Raw genomic sequence first — 22,971 nt, forward strand, 5'->3', positions numbered from 1 at the left:
TCACATCCCGATCGAGGCGAAGAAGATCGCGAACACGCCATCCATCACGATCACGAAGAAGATCCCTTTCACCACCGACGCGGTGGTGTGCTGACCGAGCGACTCCGCCGAGCCCTGCACCGCAAGCCCCTCGACGCAGGCGACGATGCCGATCACCGCCGCCATGACAGGCGCCTTGACCATGCCGACGATGAAATGGTCGATCGATATGGCATCACGAAGGCGGAGCAGGAACGCCTCCGGATCGACGCCGCCATAGAGCCAGGCCACCAGGCCGCCGCCATAGAGCGCGGCCATCGCGCCGAGGAAGGCCAGGATCGGCAGCGCCAGCACCAGCGCCAGCATGCGCGGCAGGATCAAGACCTCGATCGGATCGAAGCCCATGGTGCGCAGCGCGTCGATCTCCTCGCGCATCTTCATCGAGCCGAGCTCGGCGGTATAGGCCGAGCCGGAGCGGCCCGCGACCATGATCGCAACCAGCAGCACGCCGATCTCGCGCAGCACCAGCACGCCCAGCATGTCGACCACGAAGATGTCGGCGCCGAACCTGCGGAAATGGAAGATGCCCTGCTGCGAGATGATGCAGCCGATCAGGAAGGTAATCAGCACCACGATCGGTACCGCCCGCAAGCACACCTGCTCGAGGTGATGCACCGTCGAGGTCAGGCGGAAGCTGCGCGGATGGATCAGCACCTTGCCGGCGGCGGCCAGCACCGCGCCGAGCATATCCACCAGGCCGATGATGGTGCCGCTGATCCCGGCCACGGTGCGCCCGATCTGCTCCAGCATGCCTACTATCAAGAGCTGGTTGCTCGCGGTCTTGGGCGCAGGGCCGACGCGGCGCACCTCGTCGACCAGGCTGGAATAATTGGCGGAGAGGCCCGCGATCTCCGCTTCGGCGCTGGCATCGCTCAGGCTGCGGCGCAGCCGCTCGATCAGCCACGCGCCGAACGTGTCGAGGCTCGCGACCTGCGACACATCGATGAAGATGTGGGAACGGCTGCCGCGCAGTTTCTCGGCGTCGGAGACGATCCGCTCGAGCGCGGGCGCAAAGCGGGCTGTCCAGTTACCCGCCGCGCACAACGCCAGTCCTTCGCCTTGGGCTATCCGCTCCAGTGTCGGGTCGCCGCTCACCTTTTGCCTACCCCTCAAGCCGGCTGGCCGTTGATCTCCGGCGGCTTGCCGGATCGGCTTGTCGAATCTGCCGCTAACCAGCCATAGTTGGTTGCGCGTCGCAAGCTACGGTTCAGGAAATAGTAGACTTTAAAATGACTTCCACCCCTCCCGGAGCGATTTCCTTGACCACGCGGATCGAGCGCTGGCCGATCGCCGGGACCTTCACGATCAGCCGTGGCGCCAAGACGGAGGCTGTCGTCGTGGTGGCCGAGGTGAGCCGGGGTGGCCTCACCGGCCGCGGCGAATGCGTGCCCTACCCGCGCTATGGCGAAACGCCCGAGGCGACGCTGCAGGCGATCCAGGCGATGCAGGAGCCATTCGCCAATGGCATGGACCGGATCGCCTTGCAGGCCCGGATGCCCGCCGGCGCCGCCCGCAATGCGCTGGACTGCGCGCTGGCGGACCTCGAGGCCAAGCGCGCCGGTCAGCGGATCTGGAACCTGCTCGGCCGCCCCGCGCCCGAACCGCGCACCACCGCCTATACGATCTCGCTCGGGACATCAGAGGCGATGGCGGAAGCCACGGCGAAGGCCGCGCATCGCGCGCTGCTCAAGATCAAGCTCAGCGGGGATGGCGACACCGCGCGGATCGCCGCCGTGCGCAAGGCGGCGCCGGCATGCGAACTGATCGTCGACGCCAATGAAGCCTGGACCGAGGACAACCTCGCCGCCAATCTCGCGGCCTGCGCCGATGCCGGCGTCACGCTGATCGAGCAACCGCTGCCGGCGGGCAAGGACGAGGCGCTGCTGCGGATCAAGCGCCCGGTCGCGGTCTGCGCCGACGAGAGCGTGCATGACCGCGCCTCGCTCGAGGGCCTTCGCGGCCGCTATGACGCCGTCAACATCAAGCTCGACAAGACCGGCGGACTGACCGAAGCGCTGGCGATGGCGGATGCCGCCCGCGCGCTCGGCTTCGAGATCATGATCGGCTGCATGGTCGCGACCTCGCTCGCGATGGCGCCGGCGATGCTGATCGCGCAAGCCGCGCGCTTCGTCGATCTCGACGGCCCGCTGCTGCTGGCCAGGGACCGCGACAACGGCCTGCGCTATGAAGGCAGCCTGGTCTATCCGCCCGACGCCGCACTCTGGGGCTAGTGGGTTAGTCGTTTGCGCGCGAGCCACATCACCAGCCCGCCCGTCGCCGCCATCGCCGCCATCATGTCGTAGACGCCAAGCCCGAAGCGCGCATAGACCAAGCCGCTGACGATCGCCGTGGTGCTGGCGACGATGCCGCCGCAGGCGGTGAGATAGCCCTGCGCGCGCGCCATCACATGAACCGGCACGTGATGCACCATCAGGCCCATGATGCCGACCTGGGTCAGGCCGAAGCTCAGCCCGTGTCCGAGCTGGACCACGGCCAGCACCGCAAGCGGCGGGTCCTGCGCGGTGATCGCCCAGCGCGCCATAGCGCTGGCGGCCGCGATCATCACCAGCACAGCCGACGGCAGCGTGAAGCGCGGCGAGGCCGCAAACAGCACGATCTCGGCGATCACGCCGAGCACCCAGAGGGCCGCGATGGTCAGGCCGCTGAAGCCGGCCTGCTGCCAGGCGATCGATGCGAAGATGTAATAGGCGCCGTGGCTGCCTTGGATCAGCGCGGAGGACACGATGATGGCGAGGAACGTCGGATTGCGCAGCAGTTTTGGGGCGCCGGCCGTAGGCGTGACTGCTGCCGTCGGGCGACCCAGCGGCCGCAGCGTCAGCCCGACCAATGCGCCGAGCACGGTCACGGCCGTGATGATCCAGATCAGATCGACCTCGGCGACATAGCGCAGCAAGAACCCGCTGATCAGCGCGCAGACCGCGAAGGCGGCCGAGCCCCACAGCCGCAACGGTCCGTAGCTCAGGCCGAATTGCCTGACGCCGCGCAACGCATAGGCATCGGTGAGCGGCACCATCGGCGTCCAGACGCAGCAGGTCAGCGCATAGACCGCGAGCAACACAAACGGCTGGTGCTGGGTGCCGATCACGGCAAAGCCCACCGCGGTGGCGAATCCCGTAGCAATCATCGCTCCGCGCAGCATCTGGCGCCGCTCCGCCGCCGCGGTGACCAGCGGCAGCACGGTGAAGCGCGTCACCGGCGGCACTGCCGTAATGAAGCCGATCCAGGTGGCATCGATCCCGATCGCCTTCAGCCACACCGTGAAAAACGGCAGGTGGACCCCGGTCATCCCGAACGTCGTGGCATAGAACGCCGCGAGGCTGCGCGCGAATCGCCGCGACGCGACCTTTGCTGCAATGGGGATTTGTGATTCGGAAGACATCAATTCAATTGCGATTCGCGCGATATCGTGGTGATCGTTAGCGTAACGCGCAGTGATTTGCGCGGAGAGATTGTGATGGCCGAAGAAGCATTCGCCCTGTCGCCGATTTCCGCCCGCGCGGCCCTGCCGAGCGAGGAGGACTATGCTGCGATCAGCGCGGCCTTCATGGAGACCTCGCGGGGCCGCTGGTTCCTCGGCGAATACGCCAAGCGCAACCGCAATGCGGATACCCGCATGGTGCTCGATGCCGTGGCGCGGATCGAGGACAGCCTCAGCGCGCAGCGGCAAGCCGCCGCAGCGGCCATCAGGGACGAGCAGCTGGCGCAGGCGCTGGCCGCCCTGCGCGGCGCGATCGAGGCCGCCCAGGCCTCCGCCATCGAGGCGCTCGACGGCATCAGCTTCGAGCCGAACCTCGCGCCGGTGCGCAAGGGCGTGCGGGTGATTCGGGAGATCTCCTGGCGGCTGCGCGAGATCGGCAATGACGGCCGGATCTGCGACATCATCGATTCCCAGGCCAGCGCGATCGAGGCCGGTGCGACCGAGGTTTCGATGGACGACGCCAAGGCCGTGCTGGATGCCGCCTTCGCGGCACTCGCCCGCCGGCTCAGCGAATTCGATCCGGACCAGGCAGCAGCGCCCGTGACTGAGCCAGCAGCCGTAGCCGAAGCACCGATTACGGAACCGCTCGTTGCTGCGCCCTCGCCGCAACCGGTAGCCGAAGGCACTGCCGCCGAGAGCGCTGCGCCCGAAGCCACGATCGCCGCCACGCCGCCGGCGCCGCCTCAGGAAGCCGTCGCGACGCCGCCCGCCGAAGCCGCCGTGCCTGCCGCAACGCCGAGCATTGAGGCTGCCGCCACGCCTGAGCCGAACGAAGCATGGCTCAAGGCGGAGGCCGCGCTGGCCGAAGCCGAAGCCGCAGAGCTCGCCCGTGTCACCGAGGCCGCCGCTGACGCCCAGGACGAAGCGATGCTCGACCTCATCGCGATGGAGATGGGCGCGCCCGATCCGATCGACGAAGAAGCGATCGCCGAAGAGATGCGCGCCGCCGAGGAGATGCGCGTCGCCGAGGCAATGGCTGACGAGCCCGAGATGGATGCACCGGCGATTCAGCCCGAGCCCCCACCGGCGCCCGAGCCGATCGAGGTCAAGGTCGAGGCGCCGCTGATGGCCGCAGCGCCGACGGCTGCGGCACCAATTGCTGCAGCGCCAGTTGCTGCAGCTCCGGTTGCCGCGACTCCGGCCGCCGTGCCGCCGCCCCTCCGGCCCGCCGTCGAGGCTGCCGCGGCTCCCGCGGCAGAAATCTCACTCGGCTCGACCATCATCGCGAGTGGGCTTTTGAAAAAGCCGAGCGTCGCAGCCAACGATCCGCTCGCGCCGATCCGCCGTATGAGCCAGGTCGAGAGAACCGCGTTCTTCTCGTAAGCGCGGTCCGATGCCCGACGAAACCGACGCGATCACTCTTTGGCGGCCGGTGGGCCCCCAGGAGCTCGCGCTGATCGAACAGGGTGGCATGCGTGCCTTTCCGCCGCGGCTTCCCGATCAACCGATCTTCTATCCGGTCCTGACGGAAGAGTACGCCGCAAAGATTGCGCGCGACTGGAACGTGCCCGCGAGCGGCGCCGAATTCGTCACACGGTTTCAGGTCAAACGAAGCTTCATCGATCGCTATGGCGGCTTCAGGCATTGATCAGCGGCGTCGCACAACGAAACGGGGCAGAGCGACTACCGCCCTGCCCCGTTTCTCTTCAAGATGCTGTTCTCAGGCGACGAGCTTCGCGAACAGGTCGGCGTCGACATTGCCGCCCGAGAGCACGATGACGACGTTCTTGCCCTTGGCGTCGATCCGTCCCGCCAGCAACGCCGCGAGGCCGACCGCCCCGCCGGGCTCGACCACGAGCTTCAACTCGCGATAGGCGAAAGCCACGGCAGCACCGACCTCGTCGTCAGAGACGCTGACGCCGTTTGCGAGCAGCTTGCTGTTGATGGCGAAGGTGAGTTCGCCCGGCATCATTGCCATCAGCGCATCGCAGATGGTGCGCGGCGCGACCGCATGCGCCTCGCGATGGCCGACCTTGAGCGACAGAGCATGATCGTCATAGCCCGCGGGCTCGGCGACGATCACCTGGGCCTCCGGATATTTCGCCTTCACCGCGGTGGCAACACCCGCGATCAAGCCGCCGCCGGAAGCCGGCGCCACCACGATGTCGGGCACGAGCCCGAGCGCGGCCATGTCCTCGGCGATCTCGCGGCCGGCAGTGCCCTGGCCTGCGATCACGAAGGGATCGTCATAGGGACGCACCAACGTCGCGCCGCGCTTGCTGGCGATGCCATTGGCGATCGCCTCCCGGTCGTCGCGATCGCGATCGTACAGCACGACCTCGGCGCCATAGGACTTGGTCCGCTCGCGCTTGGTGATCGGGGAGTCCGCAGGCATCACGATGGTCGCCTGCATGTTGAGGATCTTTGCCGCCGCGGCAACGCCCTGGGCATGGTTGCCCGAGGAGAACGCGACGACGCCCCCGCTCCGCTTGTCCTGCGGTATCGAGGCGAGCTTGTTGAAGGCGCCGCGGAACTTGAACGATCCGGTCCGTTGCAGCATCTCGGGCTTGAGGAAGACCTGGGTGCCGACGCGTTCGTTGAGAACCGGGAAAGTCAGGAGCGGCGTGCGCACCGCGAACGGCGCGACCACCCGTGCGGCGGCATCGATGTCCGCGGCAGCGACGGGTGGATTGAGAGTGATGTCCGTCATCCACGATTTGTATCGCGGCGGCGGGCAGCCCGGCAAGACGCTTTAGCGTGACTTGTTTAGCGTGAGTTTGGCTGAGGCGCCGGCAATGCCGCGAAATGATGCTCTTCGGCGCCGAATTCGAACGCCTCGCCCTCGCCGTCGGGCGCGACGGGGCGGACGTTCATGCAGCGGTCGATGAACACCCGGGCCGACGCCTGCCAGGTGTGGAGTGCGGCAAAATCGACGCAAGCCTGCCGCGAGATGCCGAGCGCCTCCAGGCAGGCGTGGTGCAGATCCTCGTCGAGCACCCCGACCGGCGCGGCGCCGATCACGTCGCGGGGGCCGGTGACCGGAAAAGCGGCAACCGGCAGGCCACTGGCCAGCGCCTCGAGCAGCACCAAACCGAACGTATCGGTGCGGCTGGGGAAAACGAACACATCGGCCGCGGCATAGATTTCGGCCAATTCTTCCCCATGGCGGGCGCCGAGGAAGACGGTCTCCGGATATTTCCGCTCCAGCGCCGCCCGCGCCGGGCCGTCGCCGACCACGATTTTGGTGCCGGGCAGGTCGAGATCGAGGAACGCCTCGAGGTTCTTCTCCACCGCCACCCGGCCGACGCTTAGATAGACCGGCTGCGGCAAGCAGAGATCGACATCGCGCGGATGGAACAGTGCGGTGTCGACGCCGCGCGACCACAGCACCACGTTGCGGAAGCCGCGCTGGCGCAATTCGGCGGCCAGCGCCGGGGTCGCGGCCATCACCGCCCGGCTCGGCCGGTGGAACCAGCGCAGCGCGCGCCACACCCAGGCCTCGGGGACCGGCGTCCGTGCCGAGACGTATTCGGGAAAGCGGGTGTGGAAGCTTGTCGTGAACGGCAGGCCGTGCTTGCGGCAATAGCGGCGGACCGACAGCCCGATCGGGCCTTCGGTCGCAATATGGATGCTGTCGGGCTTGGCCGCCTCGATCAGGCTTGCGACCTTGGCCTGGTACGGCAGCGCAAGCCGGAGGTCGCGATAGCTCGGCATCGCGAAGGTGCGGAACTCGTCCGGCGTCAGGAAGCTCACCTCGACGCCGAGCGATTTCGCCGCCTGTGCCATCATGGTCAGCGTGCGGACAACCCCGTTGACCTGGGGATGCCACGCATCGGTCGCGACCAGGATATGCGTCATGCAGCGCGTGCCGTCACTCGCGGAACTGGCGCGATCCGGCGCACCGGGTCGGTCCAGGTGATGATCTCGAAATGGCCGTCCTCATGCTCGGCGAGCGCCGTGCAGCTCTCGACCCAGTCGCCGCAATTCATGTAGCGGATGCCCTGCTCGTCATGAATCGTCGCATAATGGATGTGGCCGCAGATCACGCCGTCGCAGCCGTGACGCCGCGCTTCGCCTGCAAGCGTCGCCTCGAATGCGCCGATATAGTTCACCGCCTTCTTGACCTTCAGCTTGGCCCATTGCGACAGCGACCAGTACGGCACGCCGAACATCTTGCGGAAGAAGTTGACGAAGCGGTTCATCTGGATCGCGAAGTCGTAGGCCTTGTCGCCGAGATGGGCGAGCCAGCGCGCGTTCTGCACCACGAGATCGAAGATGTCGCCGTGGATCACGAGGTAGCGCTTGCCGTCGGCGCCGGTGTGAACGGTGTTCTCCACCACGTCGATGCCGCCGAAATGAGTGCCGTAATATTTGCGCAGGAACTCGTCGTGGTTGCCCGGGACGTAAATCACCTTGGCACCCTTGCGCGCCTTGCGCAGCATCTTCTGCACGAAATCATTGTGGGTCTGCGGCCAATGCCAGTTCGACTTCAGCGCCCAGCCGTCGACGATATCACCAACGAGGTAGATCGTGTCAGCATCGTGGGAGCGGAGGAAGTCCAGCAGGCGGTCGGCTTGCGAACCGCGGGCTCCGAGATGGACATCGGAGATAAACAAAGTGCGAAAGCGCCGCTCGGGGCTTTCTTCACTCAAGGAGTCACTTCCCATGCCTGTGCACCTAACAGATTCCTGTGACAAGGCGATGACGATCCCCGCGACCCAAGGCCTCACTAACAGTTAACGAGAATCAGCAGCACGCCCCCTTCCCTGCGGATAACAGCGGCGTGCGACAATCTGGCGACATGGGTGGACGAAGCTGTGCGGAACAGGCGTTGTGTTGCCTCCATATCGCGGCGGAACAGCGCGTGCAGCGATGAACACGTAGCCCGGAGGAAGCGATGTGCAATCCGGGGTCTTGCATCCGCGGATGGTCTGTTCCCGGATTCCGCTGCGCTCCATCCGGGCTACGCAGCGGCCGCGCTTCAATAATATTTGTGGAAGTGATGCACCGGCCCGTGGCCATGTCCGACGGCGAAGCGATCGGCGGCGGCGATCGCATCAGTGATCCACGCCTTGGCATTGCGCACGGCGGTCTCCATGCCTTCGCCCTTCGCGAGTCCGGCTGCGATCGCCGATGACAGCGAACAACCGGTGCCGTGCGTGTTGGCGGTCGCAATGCGTGGCGCTGCGAGCGCGATGCTGCGCTCGCCATCGATCAGATAGTCGATGCTCTCGGCACCGTGCCCGTGGCCGCCCTTGACCAACACCGCGCGACATCCCATCGCCAGCAATTGCTTGCCCTGTCGCTCGACGTCGGCCTCGTTTGAGGCGACCGGCTCGTTCAGCAGCGCCGCCGTTTCCGGCAGGTTCGGCGTGATCAGCGACGACAGTGGAAACAGCGTGGTCTTCAGCGCATCGATCGCCTCGGCGGCGAGCAGCCGATCGCCCGAGGTTGCGACCATCACGGGATCGAGCACGACATGGCGCGGCGCCCAGCGTTTCAGCCCGTCGGCAATCGCCACGATGGTCTCGGCCTGCGCCACCATGCCGATCTTGACCGCGCCGACGTCGAGGTCGGAGAACACCACATCGATCTGCGCCGTGACAAACGAAGCGGGCACCGGATGGATGCCGCTGACGCCGGTGGTGTTCTGCGCCGTCAGCGCCGTGATCGCCGAGGCCCCATAGACCCCGAGCGCGGCAAAGCTCTTGAGGTCGGCCTGGATGCCCGCCCCGCCCGAAGAATCCGAGCCGGCAATGGTGAGCGCAACCGGCGTCATTGTGCGGCACCGGCAGTTGAGACGAATGAGACCGTTGCGAACAGGATCATGGCCTGTCCTAGCCCGGCCGCCCATCGGCAGCAAGTTCGCCTGACTTTACCGCGAGTTGGCCTTGTTGCCCCGTTGCCTTGCCCCCTTGCCTTGACCGCCCGTTTTGGGCCTATAGTCGCCGAAATCCCCGGAGACGACTTTGATGGTTCCTTTCTTCGTCCAGATCAAATGCAAGCTCGGCCAGTCCTACACCGTCGCCAACGCGCTGGCGGAAGCCGAGATTGCGTCCGAGATCTATTCCACCGCGGGCAATTACGATCTGCTGGTCAAGTTCTACGTCGACCACGACACCGACATCGGCCATTTCATCAACGAGAAGGTTCAGGTGCTCCCGGGCATCCAGGACACCCTCACCATCATCACCTTCAAGGCGTTCGGCGCGAAGTAGCGCATCGATCTTCACACACGCCCGATTGGCGAGGCGCGCGCCGCTAGGCGGCCGGCGCCGAGTCGATCAGCGCCTTCAGGAACGTGACGACGATCCGGCCGCTGCGACTGACTTCGCCGCCCCTCGACAACAGCGCCATGCCGCGGCCCAATGCGATGAAGCCGGTAGCGATCTCCACGGGATCGGCGGGCGCCTGCTTGCCAAGCACCTCGAACAGGCGCGTCACCAGCACGCCGAGCGCGCGGCGGTGCTTACGGTTGAGTTCGTTATAGCCTTGCGCGAAAGTCGGGCTGCGCAGCGCCTGCAATTGCAACTCGATCGCCAGCACGGCAAACCCCGGGTCCGAATTGGCGGTGGCGGCCCATTTTTCGAGGCCCGCCATCACCTTGGCAGGCTCGCCCGGCGTCTGCCCCAATACGCTTTCGATTTTTGCACGCTCCTCGGATTGGTGCTGTTGCACCAGCTCCAGGAGGATCGCCTCCTTGTCGGGAAAATTCGAATAGAACGCGCCCTGCGAAAATCCGGCGGCGTCGGCGATGTCGCGCACGGAGGCCTGCGCAAACCCCTTCTTGATGATCTCCTCGCGCGCCGCCTCGATCAGGAGACTCTTGGTACGGGCCTGACTTTCCTCGCGATTTAGCCTGGGCAACGGATAGGGCTCCCGAACTTGCAAATACCAATTGATTTTCAGATATCATCTGATATCTACTTTCAGATAGCAGCTGATATTTGTAACTCGACGAGTCGGCTTAACGCACACGGAGTAGCTATATCATGCAGATCAGCCGATTGGACCGCACGCTCGCGATTCTGGCGACGCTCGCGGCGTCGACCGTCGCAGCCATGGTGATCGGTATCCTCACCACCAAGGGTTCGCAGGATTTCTTCCAGACCGCCCGCTCCGTCGAAGCCTATGGCGCATATCTGGGGACCCCCCTGGTGCCGTTCGGCCTGCGGCTCAATCTCGGGCTCGATAATCTCTTCATGATCTTCTACGGCGCGTTTTTCACCGTGCTGGCCGCCCGGCTGCGCACCATCATGGACCCGTATCTGCTGGGCATCGCGCTCGCCTCCATGATGCTCACGGTGATCCTCGATTGCGTCGAGAACCACCACATCATGACCATGGTGCATGCGATCCAGAACGGATTGCCGCTGTCGCCGGCCGATGGGGAGCTGCAGATGATCGCTTCCCAGGTCAAGTTTCACGCCAGCTATCTCGCAGTCTTGCTGTTCTCGTTCGGCTTCCTGCAGTTCGGCAGGCTCGGCAGGACCATCGCCGTTGTGCTGTGGTGCTACATCCCGTTCGGGGTGCTGATCTCGGTCACGCCGGTGGAGCAGGCGAAGGCGCTGGTCCTGGGACGGACGATCTTCTTCGTCTTTGCCTTCATCCTGTCCGCCGTCCTGTTCGCTTCACAGGCCAGAAGCCACGGTCAAAACAACCAATAACAAGCCCGGAGGATCCCCCGATGCCGATCACGATGGTCACGATTGCCGGACGAAGCCTGCTTGCATTGCTGTTCATCCTTGCCGGCGGGGCCAAGATCGCCGGCCCGAAGCCGTTCCTCGACCACATGGCGGCACACGATATTCCCGGCATGCTGCTGCCGCTGGTCATCGCACTCGAGCTTGGTGCGGGCCTGGCGTTGCTGATCGGCTGGCAGTCGTCATTCGCCGCCGGCGCGCTGGCGCTGTTTTGCCTCGCGACCGCGTTCGGGTTTCATCTCGACCTCGCCAACAAGGTGGAACGAACGCTATTCTTCAAGGACCTCGCGATTGCCGGCGGCTTGATGGTCATTGCCGCCAGTGCTTGGCGCGGATAGCAGGCCAAGTATCACCAGGCGCCATCAGGAAGGATCAGTCTTGTCCGTCTTGCGCGTCGGCTTCGGCGGCCCGTCGACCGGCGGCAGCGACTTGATGTATTCGGCGATTGCGTCGCGATCGCTTGTTGAGAGCTGCGAGGTGTTGCGGATCACGCGCACCATCGATCCGCCGGCGCTATCGCCGTCCGGCGTCTGTCCGCTCTCGAGGAAATAGGCGACGTCCTTCGCGCTCCAGTCCGAGAGCCCCCGCGGCGTGATGTTGGGCACCCAGCCTTCGCCTTCCGGATTAGGGCCCCCGGCGAAGCGCTGCGAAGTGATGATGCCGCCGAGCAAATTGCGCGGGCTGTGACACTCGGCGCAATGGCCGAAGCTGTTGACGAGATAGGCGCCGCGATACCAATGCGCCGAGCGGCTCGCATCGGCGACGAACGGCTTGCCGTCCATGAACAGGAATTTCCAGACCCCGACATTGCGCCTGATGTTGAAGGGAAACGGCACGTCGTGGTCGCGCACCTTGCCAGCGACCGGCGGCAGGGTCTTCAGATAGGCGAACAGGTCGCGCACGTCGTTGACCCTGGCGTGCTGATAGGACGTGTAGGGAAACGCCGGAAAATAGTGCGTCCCCGCCGGCGAGGTGCCTTTCATGACCGCGGTGACGAAATCCGCCTCGCTCCAGCGGCCGATGCCGTCGTTCGGGTCGGGCGAGATGTTCGGCGCATAGAAGGTCCCGAACGGCGACGGTATCGCGAGGCCGCCGCCGAGCCTGGTGCGGTCGTCCTGCTTCGGCACCGCGTGGCAGGAGGAACATCCTCCCGCATTGAACGTTGTGAGCCCGTTAGCCAGATTGGGCTGGTAGGCAGGCAGCGCGCTCGCGGCGACGGTCGCGGGGATCGTCAGCCACCAGAACACACCGAAGCCGATCAAGCCGGCCAAACCGGCCAGGAGGAGAATTCGTCGCAACATTCACCGATCCGTCATTGGTCGCGTCAGTTCATCAACCAGTATGATGGCAACCGTTCGCACAAGCTCGCATCAAATTTGCCGCACTCACGATCATTTTGGGAATAAATCCGGAGAGCTGCGGTTTGAAGATTTGCAACCATCGTGTGACGTCAAAGGGGAGAGAACCATGCCAAACAAGACCTTGCTTGCCACGCTGACATTGGGCGCCGCAATCGCCCTCGCCGGTCCGGCCTTCGCCGAGAAGCTGACGGCGAAGCTGGACGGCAAGTCCGAAGTGCCTGCCAACGCCAGCGCCGGCACCGGTACCGCCGACATCGACTACGACGCGGCCTCCAAGAAGCTGAGCTGGAAGCTGACCTATTCCGGCCTGTCGGGCCCTGCGACCGCCGCGCATTTCCACGGCCCCGCCGAGGCCGGCAAGAATTCCGGTGTCGCGGTTGCCATCCCGAACGCGACGTCGAGCCCGGCCGAGGGCAGCGCGACGTTGACCGACGCGCAGGCCGCCGATCTCCTCGCCGGCAAGTACTACGTCAACGTCCACACCGCGGCCAACCCAGGCGGCGAAATCCGCGGCCAGGTCACCAAGTAGAGGCACACCAGCAAGAAACGGCCGGAAAAAAAAGGGCGGATGCTTCACAGCGTCCGCCCTTCTCGTTGACCGAATGGCGATCAGCCCTTCTTCAGGCGATAGGTCTCGTGGCAGCCGCCGCACTGCTTGCCGATCACGGTGAGCTCGGCCTTCAGCGTGTCGACATCCTTGATCTTGCCCTTGGCGTCGGTGACCGATTTGGCAAAGCTCGCGATGTGCTGCTCGAAACCGGCCTTGTCTTCCCAGATCTTCGGCCCGGCGGAGTAATCGCCATCCGTCTTGAGGCCCTTGCTGCTATCAGGGAAGAGCGTCGGCAGCTTCTTGGCGGTGTCCTCGAACTTCGCCAGCGCGGCGTCGACCGTTGCCTGGTCGTAGGGCTTCTCGCCCTTGATGATGGCGCCGAGCGCACCGGCGTTCTTGCCGGTTTCCTTCATCTGGGCCTGGGTCACCTTGACCTGCTCCTGGTCGGCCACCACCGCCCCCGCACTCAACGCAAGCACCGCTGCAACGACGACAATCCGCTTCATCGGAAAAACCCCTCAATCCTGCTCTGTCCCGGTCCGCAGGACGCGGCCGGCCTGGTTTGCAAACACCGCAGGCGGAATCTTCATTCCGCCTGCGACAATTCATCAGAGATTATGGCGGCGCTGGGCCTCGCGGATCGCGATCCAGACCCGCTCCGGCGTAGCCGGCATGTCGATGTGGTCGATCCCGAACTCGCGATGCAGCCCCTCGACGATCGCGTTGACGACCGCCGGACACGAGCCGATCGCGCCGGCCTCGCCTGCGCCCTTCACGCCGAGCGGGTTGGTCGTGCACGGCACGTTATTGGTCTCGAACACGAAGGACGGCCCGTCGGCGGCGCGCGGCATCGCGTAGTCCATGAAGGTGCCGGTGACGAGCTGACCGTCGGTCGGGCTGTAGACCGCCTGCTCCATCAGCGCCTGCCCGATGCCCTGCATCGCACCGCCATGCACCTGGCCCGCGAGCATCAGCGGATTGAGCGTCACGCCAAAATCGTCGACGATGACGTAGTTGACGATCTTGATGATGCCGGTGGCGGGATCGATCTCGACCTCGGCGAGGTGCGTGCCGTTCGGATAGGTGCCGTCGGCGCTGGCGAAGGTCGCGCTCGAATTCATCTTCGACGTATCGCCGCCGGGACGCTTGGCGAGATCGGCAAAGCTGACCGAACGGTCGGTGCCGGCGATGCGGATGCGGCCGTCGGCGATTTCGAGGTCGCCGGCGCCGGCTTCCAGCGCCTGCGCCGCAAGCTCCTTCAGCTTGTTGCCGAGCTCGTGCGTCGCCCGCTGCACGCTGACGCCGCCGGACGGGATCGAGGCCGAGCCGCCGGTGCCGAGGCCGGTCGCGATCTTGTCGGTGTCGCCCTGCAGCACATGGACGCGCTCCGGCGGCACGCCGAACTGCTCGGCGACGATCTGCGCATAAGCGGTCTGGTGGCCCTGCCCGCTCGACTGCGTACCGATCAGGATCGAGATGTCGCCATTGGGATCGAGCGCCACATTGGCGGTCTCCTCGCCCATGGTGCCGCAAACCTCGACATAGCTCGCCATGCCGATGCCCCGCACCAGGCCGTCCTTCTTGGCGGCCTTGGCGCGCTTCGGAAACTCCTTCCAATTGGCGATCTCCATCGCGCGCTTCATATGCGCGACGAAGTCGCCGGAGTCGTAAACCTTGCCGGTCGCCGTCGTATAGGGCAGCGACTTCGGCGGGATGAAGTTCTTCCGCCGGATGGCATCCGGCGTCATGCCGAGCTTTCGCGCGGCGGCATCGACAAGCCGCTCGATCACGTAAGCGGCCTCCGGGCGGCCGGCACCGCGATAGGCATCGACCGGCACCGTGTTGGTGAACACGGTGCGGACGCGGCAATGGAAGGCCTTGATGTCATAGAGACCCGGCAGCATGCCGGCGCCGCCATGCGGGATGTAGGGCGCGAACGTCGAGAGATAGGCGCCCATGTCGCCCATCAGGTCGACGTCCATGCCGAGGAATTTTCCGTCCTCCGCGAGCGCCATCTTCGCAGTGGTCAGATTGTCGCGGCCCTGCGCGTCGCCCATGAAATGGTCGGAGCGCTCGGCCGTCCATTTGACCGACTTCTTGAGCTTGCGTGCCGCGACCGAGATCAGCGCATACTCGCGATAGGGAAACAGCTTGGTGCCGAAGCCGCCGCCGACATCCGGGCAGATCACCCGCATGTTCTCCTTCGGCATCTTCAGGATCATGTCGCAGAGGATCTCGCGCAGGCGGTGGCTGCCCTGGCTGCCGATCGTCAGCGTCAGGTGATCCTTCTTGGCGTCGTATTCGGCGACCGCGGCGCGGGTCTCCATGAAGTTGGTGATGACGCGTGGATTGACGATGGTGATCTCGGCCACCGCATGCGCCTTGGCGAAGGCGGCCTCGGCCGCGCCCTTGTCGCCGATCGAGACGTCGAACAGCAGATTGCCGGGCTTGTCCGGCCACACCTGCGGCGCGCCCTTCTTCACCGCATTGACCAGGCCGGCCACCGCCGGCAGCGGCGTCCATTTGACGTCGATCGCCTCGATCGCGTCGCGGGCATGATCGAGGGTATCGGCGACCACAAAGGCGATCGCGTCGCCGACATGGCGCACTTCATCCTTGGCGAGGATCGGATAAGGCGGTGCAGTGAACGGATCGGTTTCGAGATTGAACAGGCACGGCAGGCCGCCGAGCTCGGCGACATCGGCCGCGGTCAGGATCAGCGCCACGCCGGGCATGCCGCGGGCCTTGCCGGCATCGATCGTGTAGGTCGCATGCGCATGCGGCGAACGCAGCATCAGCGCGTGCAATGCGGGAGACGGGGCGACGTCGTCGGTATAGCGGCCCTTGCCGCGAATCAGAGCGTCATCCTCCTTGCGCCGCACACTTTGTCCGACGCCGAACTTGATGGGAGCTGCCATCGTCTCTCCAATTGCCTTGGTTGTTTGCGCGCATATTGGCGTGGTTGCCAGCGAAGCGCAAACCGCTTTCCGCCGCACGCGGCGCTATCCCACGGCCAGCCCCTATGCATTTGATTTGACAGGTAAAACTATACGCGCCGCAGCGCGAACAACCAGCCACGACCGAACAGCGTGAGGATCAGCAGCGCGTAGACGAAGGCGCCGACCGTGATCAGCAACAGCAGGATCATCTCATCGCGAAAGATCTGCATCGGCGCGAACCACACATAGGCGAAATGCGAGGTCAGCCACAGCGCAAGCGCGAGCAGCACGCCGCACAGCGCAAAAGTGCCGAACGAGCGGATCAGCGCGCGATCGAACACGAGATAGCCGCGGCGCACCGCGAACAGCAGCACCAGCAGGAGATTAACCCAGGCCCCGACCGCGGTCGCGAGCGCGAGCCCGACCTGCGCCAGTGAGCCGACCAGCGCGATCTTCAGCGCGACGTTGACCGCGACCCCGGTCAGCGCCGCCTTCACCGGGGTTGCGGTATCCTTGCGGGCGTAGAAGGTCGCAACCGCGCTGCGAATCATCACGAAGGGAATCAGCCCGACCGCATAGGCCGCGAGCGTGGCGCCGGCGCTGGCGGCATCGGCCTTCGAGAACGCGCCGCGGGCAAACATCGCGCGCATGATCGGATCGGCAACCGTCAGGAACGCCGCCACGAACGGCACCGAGAACAGCAGCGTGAAATCGAAGGCGCGGCGCTGCGCGGCCATGGCGCCTGTGTGATCGTCGGCGGACAGGCGCCGCGACATCTCCGGCAGCAGCACGGTGCCGATCGCGATCCCGATCACGCCGATCGGCAACTGATTCAGACGGTCGGCATAATACAGCGCAGACAGCGCGCCTGCGGGGAGGAAGGTCGCGATGATGGTATCGGCGAACAGCGCGACCTGCGTTCCCATTGAGCCCAAGGTCGCCGGCCCCAGCGCACGGAAGAAGGCGCGGACATCCTCGTCCAGCTTGAGCGGCGCGAATCGCGGCAGGCCACCGTGACGCCCGAGGTCGCCGGCAAGCAGGGCAAACTGCAGGAAGCCCGAGATCAGGACGCCCCAGGCCGCGGCGTGGCCGGCGCTGGGGAAGAACGCCGCGAGCGCCAGCGTCATCATCATGGCGAGGTTGAGGAAGATCGGCGCCGCGGCGGCGCTGGCGAAGCGGTGCATCACGTTGAGCATGCCGCCATAGAGCGTCACCAGCGTGATCAGCAGCAGATAGGGGAAGGTGATCCGCGTCAGCTCGATCGCGAGCTTGCGCTGCGATGCGTCCTCGGTGAAGCCCGGCGCGAGAATGCTCATCGCCAGCGGCATGAACGCCATCGCGACGACCAGCAGGACCACCTGCGAGGCGAACAGCAATGTGAAGATGCGGTCGGCGAATAGCCGCGCCGACGCCTCGCCGCGCTCGCCATGGACATGGGCATAGGCCGGCACGAAGGCGGCGTTGAACGCGCCCTCGGCAAATATCGCGCGGAAATGATTGGGCAGCCGCAGGGCCACGAAGAAAGCGTCGGCGACCGGCCCGGCGCCGAGGATCGCCGCGAGCATGATGTCGCGCGCGAACCCGGTGACCCGCGATAGCAGGGTATAGCCGCCGACGGTGAAGATGCGCCCAAGCATGGCTGCTTCTAGCGCATCATCATCCTACGTCAAAATGACGTATCAGGACGCTAACGATTTAGGCATGATCCAGCCCGAAAACCGGAAGCCACTTTTCGGGATCATGCCTGTAGCGCGCTGCGCACAGCCGCGATGACGCGGTCCTGCGACGCCTCGTCGAGATAGGGGTGCATCGGCAGGGCGATGACGTCCTTTGACAGGCGCTCGCTGACCGGCAGGCCGCCGTCGGCGACCGGATAGTGGCTGTAGGCGGTCTGCTGGTGGACCGACTTCGGATAATAGACCATGGTCGGCACGCCCTGCGCCTTCAAGGCGGCCGCGAAGGCGTCACGATCGATGCCGTTGGTCAGGCGGATGGTGTACTGCGCCCACACCGAGGTACAGCCGGGAGCCACGCGCGGCACCGCGACCAGATTGCCGAGCGCGCGCGAATAGCGTTCCGCCACCTTGTTGCGCGCCGCGATCTCGTCATCGAAGATCTTCAGCTTCTCGAGCAGGATCGCCGCCTGCATGGTGTCGAGCCGCGCCGTGAGGCCGAGCCGCACGTTGTCGTATTTGTCCGAGCCCTGGCCATGGACGCGGATGCTGCGCAGCGTGCGCGCCAGTTCCTCGTCGTCGGTGAAGATCGCGCCGCCGTCGCCGAAACAGCCGAGCGGCTTGGCCGGGAAGAAGCTGGTTCCGGTCGCGAGCCCGAAGGTTCCGAGCTTGCGGTTCTTGTAGGTTGCGCCAAAGCCCTGCGCGGCATCGTCCAGCACGAACAGGCCCTCGGCCTCGGCGACCGCGCCGATCGCGTCGTGATCGGCGCTCTGGCCGAACAGATCGACCGGGATCACGGCAACCGGCTTCAGCCCGCGTGCCCGCGCCGTCGCAATGCCGCGCTTCAGCGAATTGACGTCGATGTTGAAGGTTTCCTCGTTGACGTCGACGAACACCGGCGTCGCACCGGTCAGCGTCACGACCTCGCCGGTCGCGCAGAAGGTGAAGGTCGGGCACAGCACCGCATCGCCCGGCCCGACATTCTTCGCCATCAGAACCATCAGCAGCGCATCGGTGCCGCTGGCGCAGCTCACCACGTGCTTGGCGCCGCTATAGTCCGCCAGCGCCTTCTCCAGCGCGATGACTTCCGGGCCGTTGATGAACTGGCAATGGTCGAGCACGCGCGCGACCGCGTCATCGACCGACTTGCCGAGCCGCCGGCGCTGCGCGGCGATATCGATGAAGGGAATGGGCTCAAGCTGCATATGCTGGTTCATGGAAGCTCTTTGCACGTGTTGAATGAATGACAATCAGCCAGTGAAGGCAATCAGCCGGCGATGCGGCGCGGTCCCTTGCGCATCGTCGATGCGGCGGGCCGCGCCGGCGATTCCAGGCAGCGGATCGCGATCTCGAGGCTCGCCACGCCTTCGTCGCCGGACACCGCCGGCACCTTGCCGCTGCGCACGGCATCGAGGAAGGCGATCAGCTCGGCGCGCAACGGCTCGTCGTGACCGACCGGCAGATGACGCATCGAATAGCTGCCGTCCGGCTTGAAGCCGAAGCATTCGGTGACCTGACGGGTGAGCAGGTCGCCCATCACGTATTTGCCGCGGGTTGCGACCGTCACGTTACGCGCCTTGAACGGCGTCAGCCAATTGGTGTTGATGTGGGCGAGCACGCCGGACGCCGTGCGGAACTGCAGCAGCGCGATGTCCTCGCGCTCGGCGACCGCGCTCGAGAGCTGCGGCTGCACCTCGACGATGTCGGACTCGGTGAACCAGCGGATCAGATCGATATCGTGCACGGCAAGATCGATGACGACGCCGACATTGGACATCCGCGGCGGGAACGGGCCGACCCGGGTGATGCCGATCGACAGGATATCCTCGCCCGAGATCGCCTGCTTGATCGCGGCGACCGCAGGATTGAAACGCTCGACGTGACCGACCATCAACGTGACGCCAGCCCGCTCGGCGGCCGCGACGATCTCGCGGCCCTCTTCGACCGTGGATGCGACCGGCTTCTCGACCAGGATGTGGATGTTGCGCGCGATGCAGGCGAGCGCGATCTCGTGATGCAGGTGGGTGGGGGCTGCGATCGTCACCGCATCGACGCCCTCGGCAAGCAGCTGATCGAGGCTCTCGAAGGCGCGGCAACCGACCAGGTCGACAGCGCGCGTGCGGTGCTCCGGCAGCGGGTCGACGATGCCGATCAGCACGACGCCGGGCAGTCCGGCCAGCACGCGGGCATGGTTGCTGCCCATTACGCCGGCACCGATCACGCCGACGCGCAATGCGCGGCCGATATCGGCCCTCGCGCCGGCTGCGGACACTTTTGCATTCATATCGTAGACCCCAAGTAGCGTTCTGGCGGTTGTCCCGGCTCCTCAGGGAGCCATCCCGGCTCCGAGGGAATCAGACCAAGGCCCCTCGTCCCGATCTGCGCCTCTGGCGCAAATCACCCCGCTTCGTTGGCAGCCGCTATAGCACGGCGTCACAAATGTGGCGAATGCCAAGGACGAAATCCGGACACGTTTTGATTCAAAGAGTTACATCGTCCCGCGCCCGGCGATCGGCGCGGGAACCGGTTCGCCTCAGCTGCGCCGGTAGTCGTCCTCGATGCGGATGATGTCGTCCTCGCCGAAATAGCTGCCGGTCTGCACCTCGATCAGCTCGAGCTGAATCTTGCCGGGATTCTCCAGCCGGTGCACCGCGCCGATCGGGATGTAGATCGACTCGTTCTCATGCACCGTCTTGACCAGCTCGTTGACGGTGACCTGCGCGGTGCCGCGCACCACGATCCAGTGCTCGGAGCGGTGATGGTGCTTCTGCAGCGACAGCCGCCCGCCCGGCTTGACGATGATGCGCTTGACCTGGTGGCGGTCGCCATTGTCGACCGACTGATAGGAGCCCCAGGGGCGATGCACCTTGATGTGGTTCTCGGTCACCCCGGGCGCCGCCACTTTCAATTTCGCGACCAGCCGCTTCAGCCCATTGGCGTCCTTCTGGCGTGACACCAGCACGGCGTCCTGGGTCGCCACCACGACGAGATCGTCGACGCCTTCGAGCGCGACCAGGGCCCGGTCGGTCGAGACATTGCAATTGCGGGAGTCCTCGAACACCGCCGCGCCGCGCGCCGCGTTACCCAGATTGTCCTTGTCGGAGAGCTCCCAGACCTGGCGCCATGAGCCGATGTCGGACCAGCCGCACGCCACCGGCACCACCGCGGCATGCGCGGTCTTCTCCATCACGGCGTAATCGATCGAGATCGCCTTCGCCGCGCCGAACGCCGACGCATCGAGCTTGACGAAGCCGAGATCGCGCGTCGCGGCAGTGACCGACTGCTCGACCGACGCGATGCTGTCGGCATCGACATTGCGATACTCGTCGAGCAGCACGCTTGCGCGGAACATGAAGTTGCCGCTGTTCCAGAGATAGCCCGCATCGATATAGCCTGCCGCCGTCGCGGCATCCGGCTTCTCGACGAATTTTGCCACCGCGCGCACCTCGCCGGCGACCACCTCACCCGGGCTGATGTAGCCGTATTCGGTGGCGGGGCGTTCCGGCTTGACGCCGAAGGTCACGATACGGCCGGCTTCGGCAGCCACCAATCCGCCGCGGCACGCGGCGACGAAGGCCGGCGTATCCCGCACCAGATGGTCGGCGGCGAGCGCCAGCACGATCGCCTCGCCGTCACGGCTCTGCGCGAATGCCGCACCGGCCGCGATCGCGGGCCCGGAGTCGCGGCGCATCGGCTCCAGCAGCACATCGGCCTCGCGGCCGATCTCGGCGAGCTGCTCCAGCACCATGAAGCGATAGGCCTCATTGGTGATCACGATCGGCCGCTCGAACAGGCCGGCGTCGGAGACCCGCAGCAGCGTCTCCTGGAAGGTCGAGCGCGCCCCGAACAGCGACAGGAACTGCTTCGGATGCACCTCGCGCGACGCCGGCCAGAGCCGCGTCCCCGCGCCGCCACACATGATCAGGGGAATAATTCGCTGGTCCATCGATGCCTCAAGTCCTGTCGTGCCAGTCCAGTCGTATCCATCCGCAGGCGGCACACCAAATTGGCCCGGGCTGCCGTGGCCGGCAGCCCTGTTACCTGGGAGGCACGATCCGGGCAGTCACGCGCCCCCACGCGTCTGGTCGGATCTTACCGGTCTTGTAAACTCCCGGTGAACGGCTGGCCGTCCCCCGTTCCGGCATCTTTAGCCGCCCCTTCGCACCTGCCGCAATAGGGACCAGTACGGGTATTGCCAGATCGGTGCGGAAACCATACCAAGGCGGCGAATTTGGGCGCGCGAAAGCGTTTTGCGCTGTTTTTGACACATTCTGAAAACCTGGCAGCGCGAACGGAAATGCGCCGAATCCTGCTTTCGACCGTCAAGATCCTGATCTCGGCTGCGCTGCTGTATTTCTCGCTGCGCAAGGTCAACCTGTATGACCTCGCCTCCCGCATCCAGGTCGAGAGCCTGGGCTGGCTCGGCCTCGCGATCGCGGTCACGTTCCTGCAGATCTTCCTCGGGGTGTTGCGCTGGCGCGAGATCAGCGTGGAGTGCGGCGCACCGCTGGAAACCGCGCAGGCGATGCGCTTCAACGTGATCGGTACCTTCTTCAACCAGACACTGCCGTCCTCGATCGGCGGCGACGCCGTGCGGCTTTGGCTTGTCGCGCGCGCCGGTGCGGGCTGGCGCGCCGCCACCTATTCGATCTTCGTCGATCGCGCAGTCGGACTGATCGCCCTGGCCGTCGTCATCGCGGCCACCCTGCCCTGGAGCTATCGGCTGATCGCCGATACAAACGGCTGGATGGCGTTGCTGCTGCTCGACCTCGCCGCGCTCGCGGCCGGATTTGGTTTCCTCGTGATCGGCCTGTTGCCGTGGCCCTGGCTGAAGCAGTGGTGGGCCACGCACCACATCCACGCCTGCGCGGTGATCGCGAACCGGGTGTTGTTCAGCCGCCAGCACGGATTGCGGGTCGCGACCCTTTCGATCGCCATTCACGTGGTGACCGTCGTGATCGGCTGGTGCGTGGTAAAGTCGATCGCGGCCCCAGTCACCTTCGGCGAGATCTTCCAATTGTTGCCCCCGGTGATGCTGATCACGATGATGCCGATCTCGATCGCGGGCTGGGGCGTGCGCGAGGCCACGATGGCGCTCGCCTTCGGCTATGCCGGCCTGATCGCGAATGAAGGCGTCAACATCTCGCTGCTGTTCGGCGCAGTGTCGTTCGTGGTCGGTGTGTTCGGCGGCCTGGTGTGGATCCTGAGCCCGGAAAAGGCCGCCAAGGGCGCCGAGCCGATCGAAGTCCCGGGATCTCAGTGACCGG

General features: G+C 65.5%; 21 protein-coding genes and 1 pseudogene. 8 read left to right on the plus strand and 14 right to left on the minus strand.

All coding sequences use genetic code 11. The annotated features are described in order from the left end of the window. A complete protein-coding gene (locus ACE103_RS27780) occupies positions 1-1,134 on the minus strand; it encodes an ABC transporter permease (RefSeq protein WP_223970149.1) in 1,134 nt (377 codons plus the stop codon). Positions 1,135-1,268: 134 nt separating this feature from the next. On the opposite strand from ACE103_RS27780, the gene dgcA reads away from it, so the two are divergent. After that, positions 1,269-2,270 (plus strand): N-acetyl-D-Glu racemase DgcA, encoded by a 1,002-nt coding sequence (gene dgcA, locus ACE103_RS27785; protein ID WP_375775647.1) that lies wholly within the window; start codon positions 1,269-1,271, stop codon positions 2,268-2,270. On the opposite strand, the gene ACE103_RS27790 is transcribed toward dgcA, so the two are convergent. Further along, the gene (locus tag ACE103_RS27790) at positions 2,267-3,439 is read right to left on the minus strand and encodes an MFS transporter (protein WP_375775648.1); all 1,173 of its coding nucleotides are present in this window, start codon (positions 3,437-3,439) and stop codon (positions 2,267-2,269) included. The genes dgcA and ACE103_RS27790 overlap by 4 nt on opposite strands. 75 nt (positions 3,440-3,514) lie before the next feature. On the opposite strand from ACE103_RS27790, the gene ACE103_RS27795 reads away from it, so the two are divergent. Together ACE103_RS27795 and ACE103_RS27800 are read left to right on the plus strand one after the other, a co-directional pair. After that, positions 3,515-4,861 carry a hypothetical protein gene (locus tag ACE103_RS27795; protein WP_375775649.1) on the plus strand — a complete coding sequence of 449 codons (1,347 nt, stop codon included), beginning with the start codon at positions 3,515-3,517 and terminating at the stop codon, positions 4,859-4,861. Between the two features lie 10 nt (positions 4,862-4,871). Beyond that, positions 4,872-5,108, plus strand: a pseudogene (locus ACE103_RS27800) (ADP-ribosylation/crystallin J1); the annotation flags it as partial. Positions 5,109-5,198: 90 nt separating this feature from the next. Here ACE103_RS27800 and ACE103_RS27805 read toward each other — a convergent pair. The 4 genes from ACE103_RS27805 to thiD all read right to left on the minus strand — a co-directional run bounded on the left by ACE103_RS27805 (position 5,199) and on the right by thiD (position 9,257). Beyond that, a complete protein-coding gene (locus tag ACE103_RS27805) occupies positions 5,199-6,188 on the minus strand; it encodes a threonine/serine dehydratase (protein WP_375775650.1) in 990 nt (329 codons plus the stop codon). Positions 6,189-6,244: 56 nt separating this feature from the next. Then, a complete protein-coding gene (locus ACE103_RS27810) occupies positions 6,245-7,336 on the minus strand; it encodes a glycosyltransferase family 4 protein (protein ID WP_375775651.1) in 1,092 nt (363 codons plus the stop codon). Next, a complete protein-coding gene (locus ACE103_RS27815) occupies positions 7,333-8,145 on the minus strand; it encodes a UDP-2,3-diacylglucosamine diphosphatase (RefSeq protein WP_375775652.1) in 813 nt (270 codons plus the stop codon). The genes ACE103_RS27810 and ACE103_RS27815 overlap by 4 nt, the downstream gene beginning before the upstream one ends. Before the next feature lie 314 nt (positions 8,146-8,459). Continuing rightward, positions 8,460-9,257, minus strand: a complete 798-nt coding sequence (gene thiD / locus ACE103_RS27820) for a bifunctional hydroxymethylpyrimidine kinase/phosphomethylpyrimidine kinase (RefSeq protein ID WP_375775653.1) — start codon at positions 9,255-9,257, stop codon at positions 8,460-8,462. A gap of 193 nt (positions 9,258-9,450) precedes the next feature. On the opposite strand from thiD, the gene ACE103_RS27825 reads away from it, so the two are divergent. Beyond that, positions 9,451-9,696: an Lrp/AsnC ligand binding domain-containing protein gene (locus ACE103_RS27825; protein ID WP_044539700.1), complete on the plus strand. Its 246-nt coding sequence runs from the start codon at positions 9,451-9,453 to the stop codon at positions 9,694-9,696. A 43-nt stretch (positions 9,697-9,739) separates the two neighbouring features. Here the strand turns inward: ACE103_RS27825 and ACE103_RS27830 are convergent, their stop codons facing one another. Next, positions 9,740-10,243: a TetR/AcrR family transcriptional regulator gene (locus ACE103_RS27830; protein ID WP_249788346.1), complete on the minus strand. Its 504-nt coding sequence runs from the start codon at positions 10,241-10,243 to the stop codon at positions 9,740-9,742. A gap of 227 nt (positions 10,244-10,470) precedes the next feature. On the opposite strand from ACE103_RS27830, the gene ACE103_RS27835 reads away from it, so the two are divergent. Both ACE103_RS27835 and ACE103_RS27840 read left to right on the plus strand, forming a co-directional pair. Further along, entirely contained in the window at positions 10,471-11,145 is a 675-nt protein-coding gene (locus tag ACE103_RS27835; protein WP_375775654.1) for a hypothetical protein, read from the plus strand. A 20-nt stretch (positions 11,146-11,165) separates the two neighbouring features. After that, positions 11,166-11,519, plus strand: a complete 354-nt coding sequence (locus ACE103_RS27840) for a DoxX family membrane protein (protein WP_375775655.1) — start codon at positions 11,166-11,168, stop codon at positions 11,517-11,519. 24 nt (positions 11,520-11,543) lie between these two features. On the opposite strand, the gene ACE103_RS27845 is transcribed toward ACE103_RS27840, so the two are convergent. Continuing rightward, entirely contained in the window at positions 11,544-12,482 is a 939-nt protein-coding gene (locus tag ACE103_RS27845) for a c-type cytochrome (RefSeq protein WP_375775656.1), read from the minus strand. Between the two features lie 166 nt (positions 12,483-12,648). Between ACE103_RS27845 and ACE103_RS27850 the strand changes: the two genes are divergently transcribed. Further along, the gene (locus ACE103_RS27850; protein ID WP_223970130.1) at positions 12,649-13,071 is read left to right on the plus strand and encodes a CHRD domain-containing protein; all 423 of its coding nucleotides are present in this window, start codon (positions 12,649-12,651) and stop codon (positions 13,069-13,071) included. Between the two features lie 80 nt (positions 13,072-13,151). Here the strand turns inward: ACE103_RS27850 and ACE103_RS27855 are convergent, their stop codons facing one another. The 6 genes from ACE103_RS27855 to ACE103_RS27880 form a co-directional block, all read right to left on the minus strand. Continuing rightward, the gene (locus ACE103_RS27855) at positions 13,152-13,598 is read right to left on the minus strand and encodes a c-type cytochrome (protein WP_375775657.1); all 447 of its coding nucleotides are present in this window, start codon (positions 13,596-13,598) and stop codon (positions 13,152-13,154) included. A gap of 102 nt (positions 13,599-13,700) precedes the next feature. Beyond that, positions 13,701-16,010 (minus strand): xanthine dehydrogenase family protein molybdopterin-binding subunit, encoded by a 2,310-nt coding sequence (locus tag ACE103_RS27860; protein ID WP_375775658.1) that lies wholly within the window; start codon positions 16,008-16,010, stop codon positions 13,701-13,703. A gap of 128 nt (positions 16,011-16,138) precedes the next feature. Further along, the gene (murJ, locus tag ACE103_RS27865; protein WP_375775659.1) at positions 16,139-17,668 is read right to left on the minus strand and encodes a murein biosynthesis integral membrane protein MurJ; all 1,530 of its coding nucleotides are present in this window, start codon (positions 17,666-17,668) and stop codon (positions 16,139-16,141) included. Between the two features lie 101 nt (positions 17,669-17,769). Then, positions 17,770-18,921, minus strand: a complete 1,152-nt coding sequence (locus ACE103_RS27870) for a DegT/DnrJ/EryC1/StrS family aminotransferase (RefSeq protein ID WP_375775660.1) — start codon at positions 18,919-18,921, stop codon at positions 17,770-17,772. Positions 18,922-18,971: 50 nt separating this feature from the next. Further along, the gene (locus ACE103_RS27875) at positions 18,972-19,988 is read right to left on the minus strand and encodes a Gfo/Idh/MocA family oxidoreductase (RefSeq protein WP_375775661.1); all 1,017 of its coding nucleotides are present in this window, start codon (positions 19,986-19,988) and stop codon (positions 18,972-18,974) included. Between the two features lie 249 nt (positions 19,989-20,237). Next, entirely contained in the window at positions 20,238-21,650 is a 1,413-nt protein-coding gene (locus ACE103_RS27880) for a mannose-1-phosphate guanylyltransferase/mannose-6-phosphate isomerase (RefSeq protein ID WP_375775662.1), read from the minus strand. 351 nt (positions 21,651-22,001) lie between these two features. On the opposite strand from ACE103_RS27880, the gene ACE103_RS27885 reads away from it, so the two are divergent. Then, positions 22,002-22,967 (plus strand): lysylphosphatidylglycerol synthase transmembrane domain-containing protein, encoded by a 966-nt coding sequence (locus ACE103_RS27885; RefSeq protein WP_223969277.1) that lies wholly within the window; start codon positions 22,002-22,004, stop codon positions 22,965-22,967. The last annotated feature ends 4 nt before the right edge of the window (positions 22,968-22,971 follow it).

It is taken from the genome of Bradyrhizobium sp. ma5, from assembly GCF_042258955.1.
Taxonomy (GTDB): domain Bacteria; phylum Pseudomonadota; class Alphaproteobacteria; order Rhizobiales; family Xanthobacteraceae; genus Bradyrhizobium.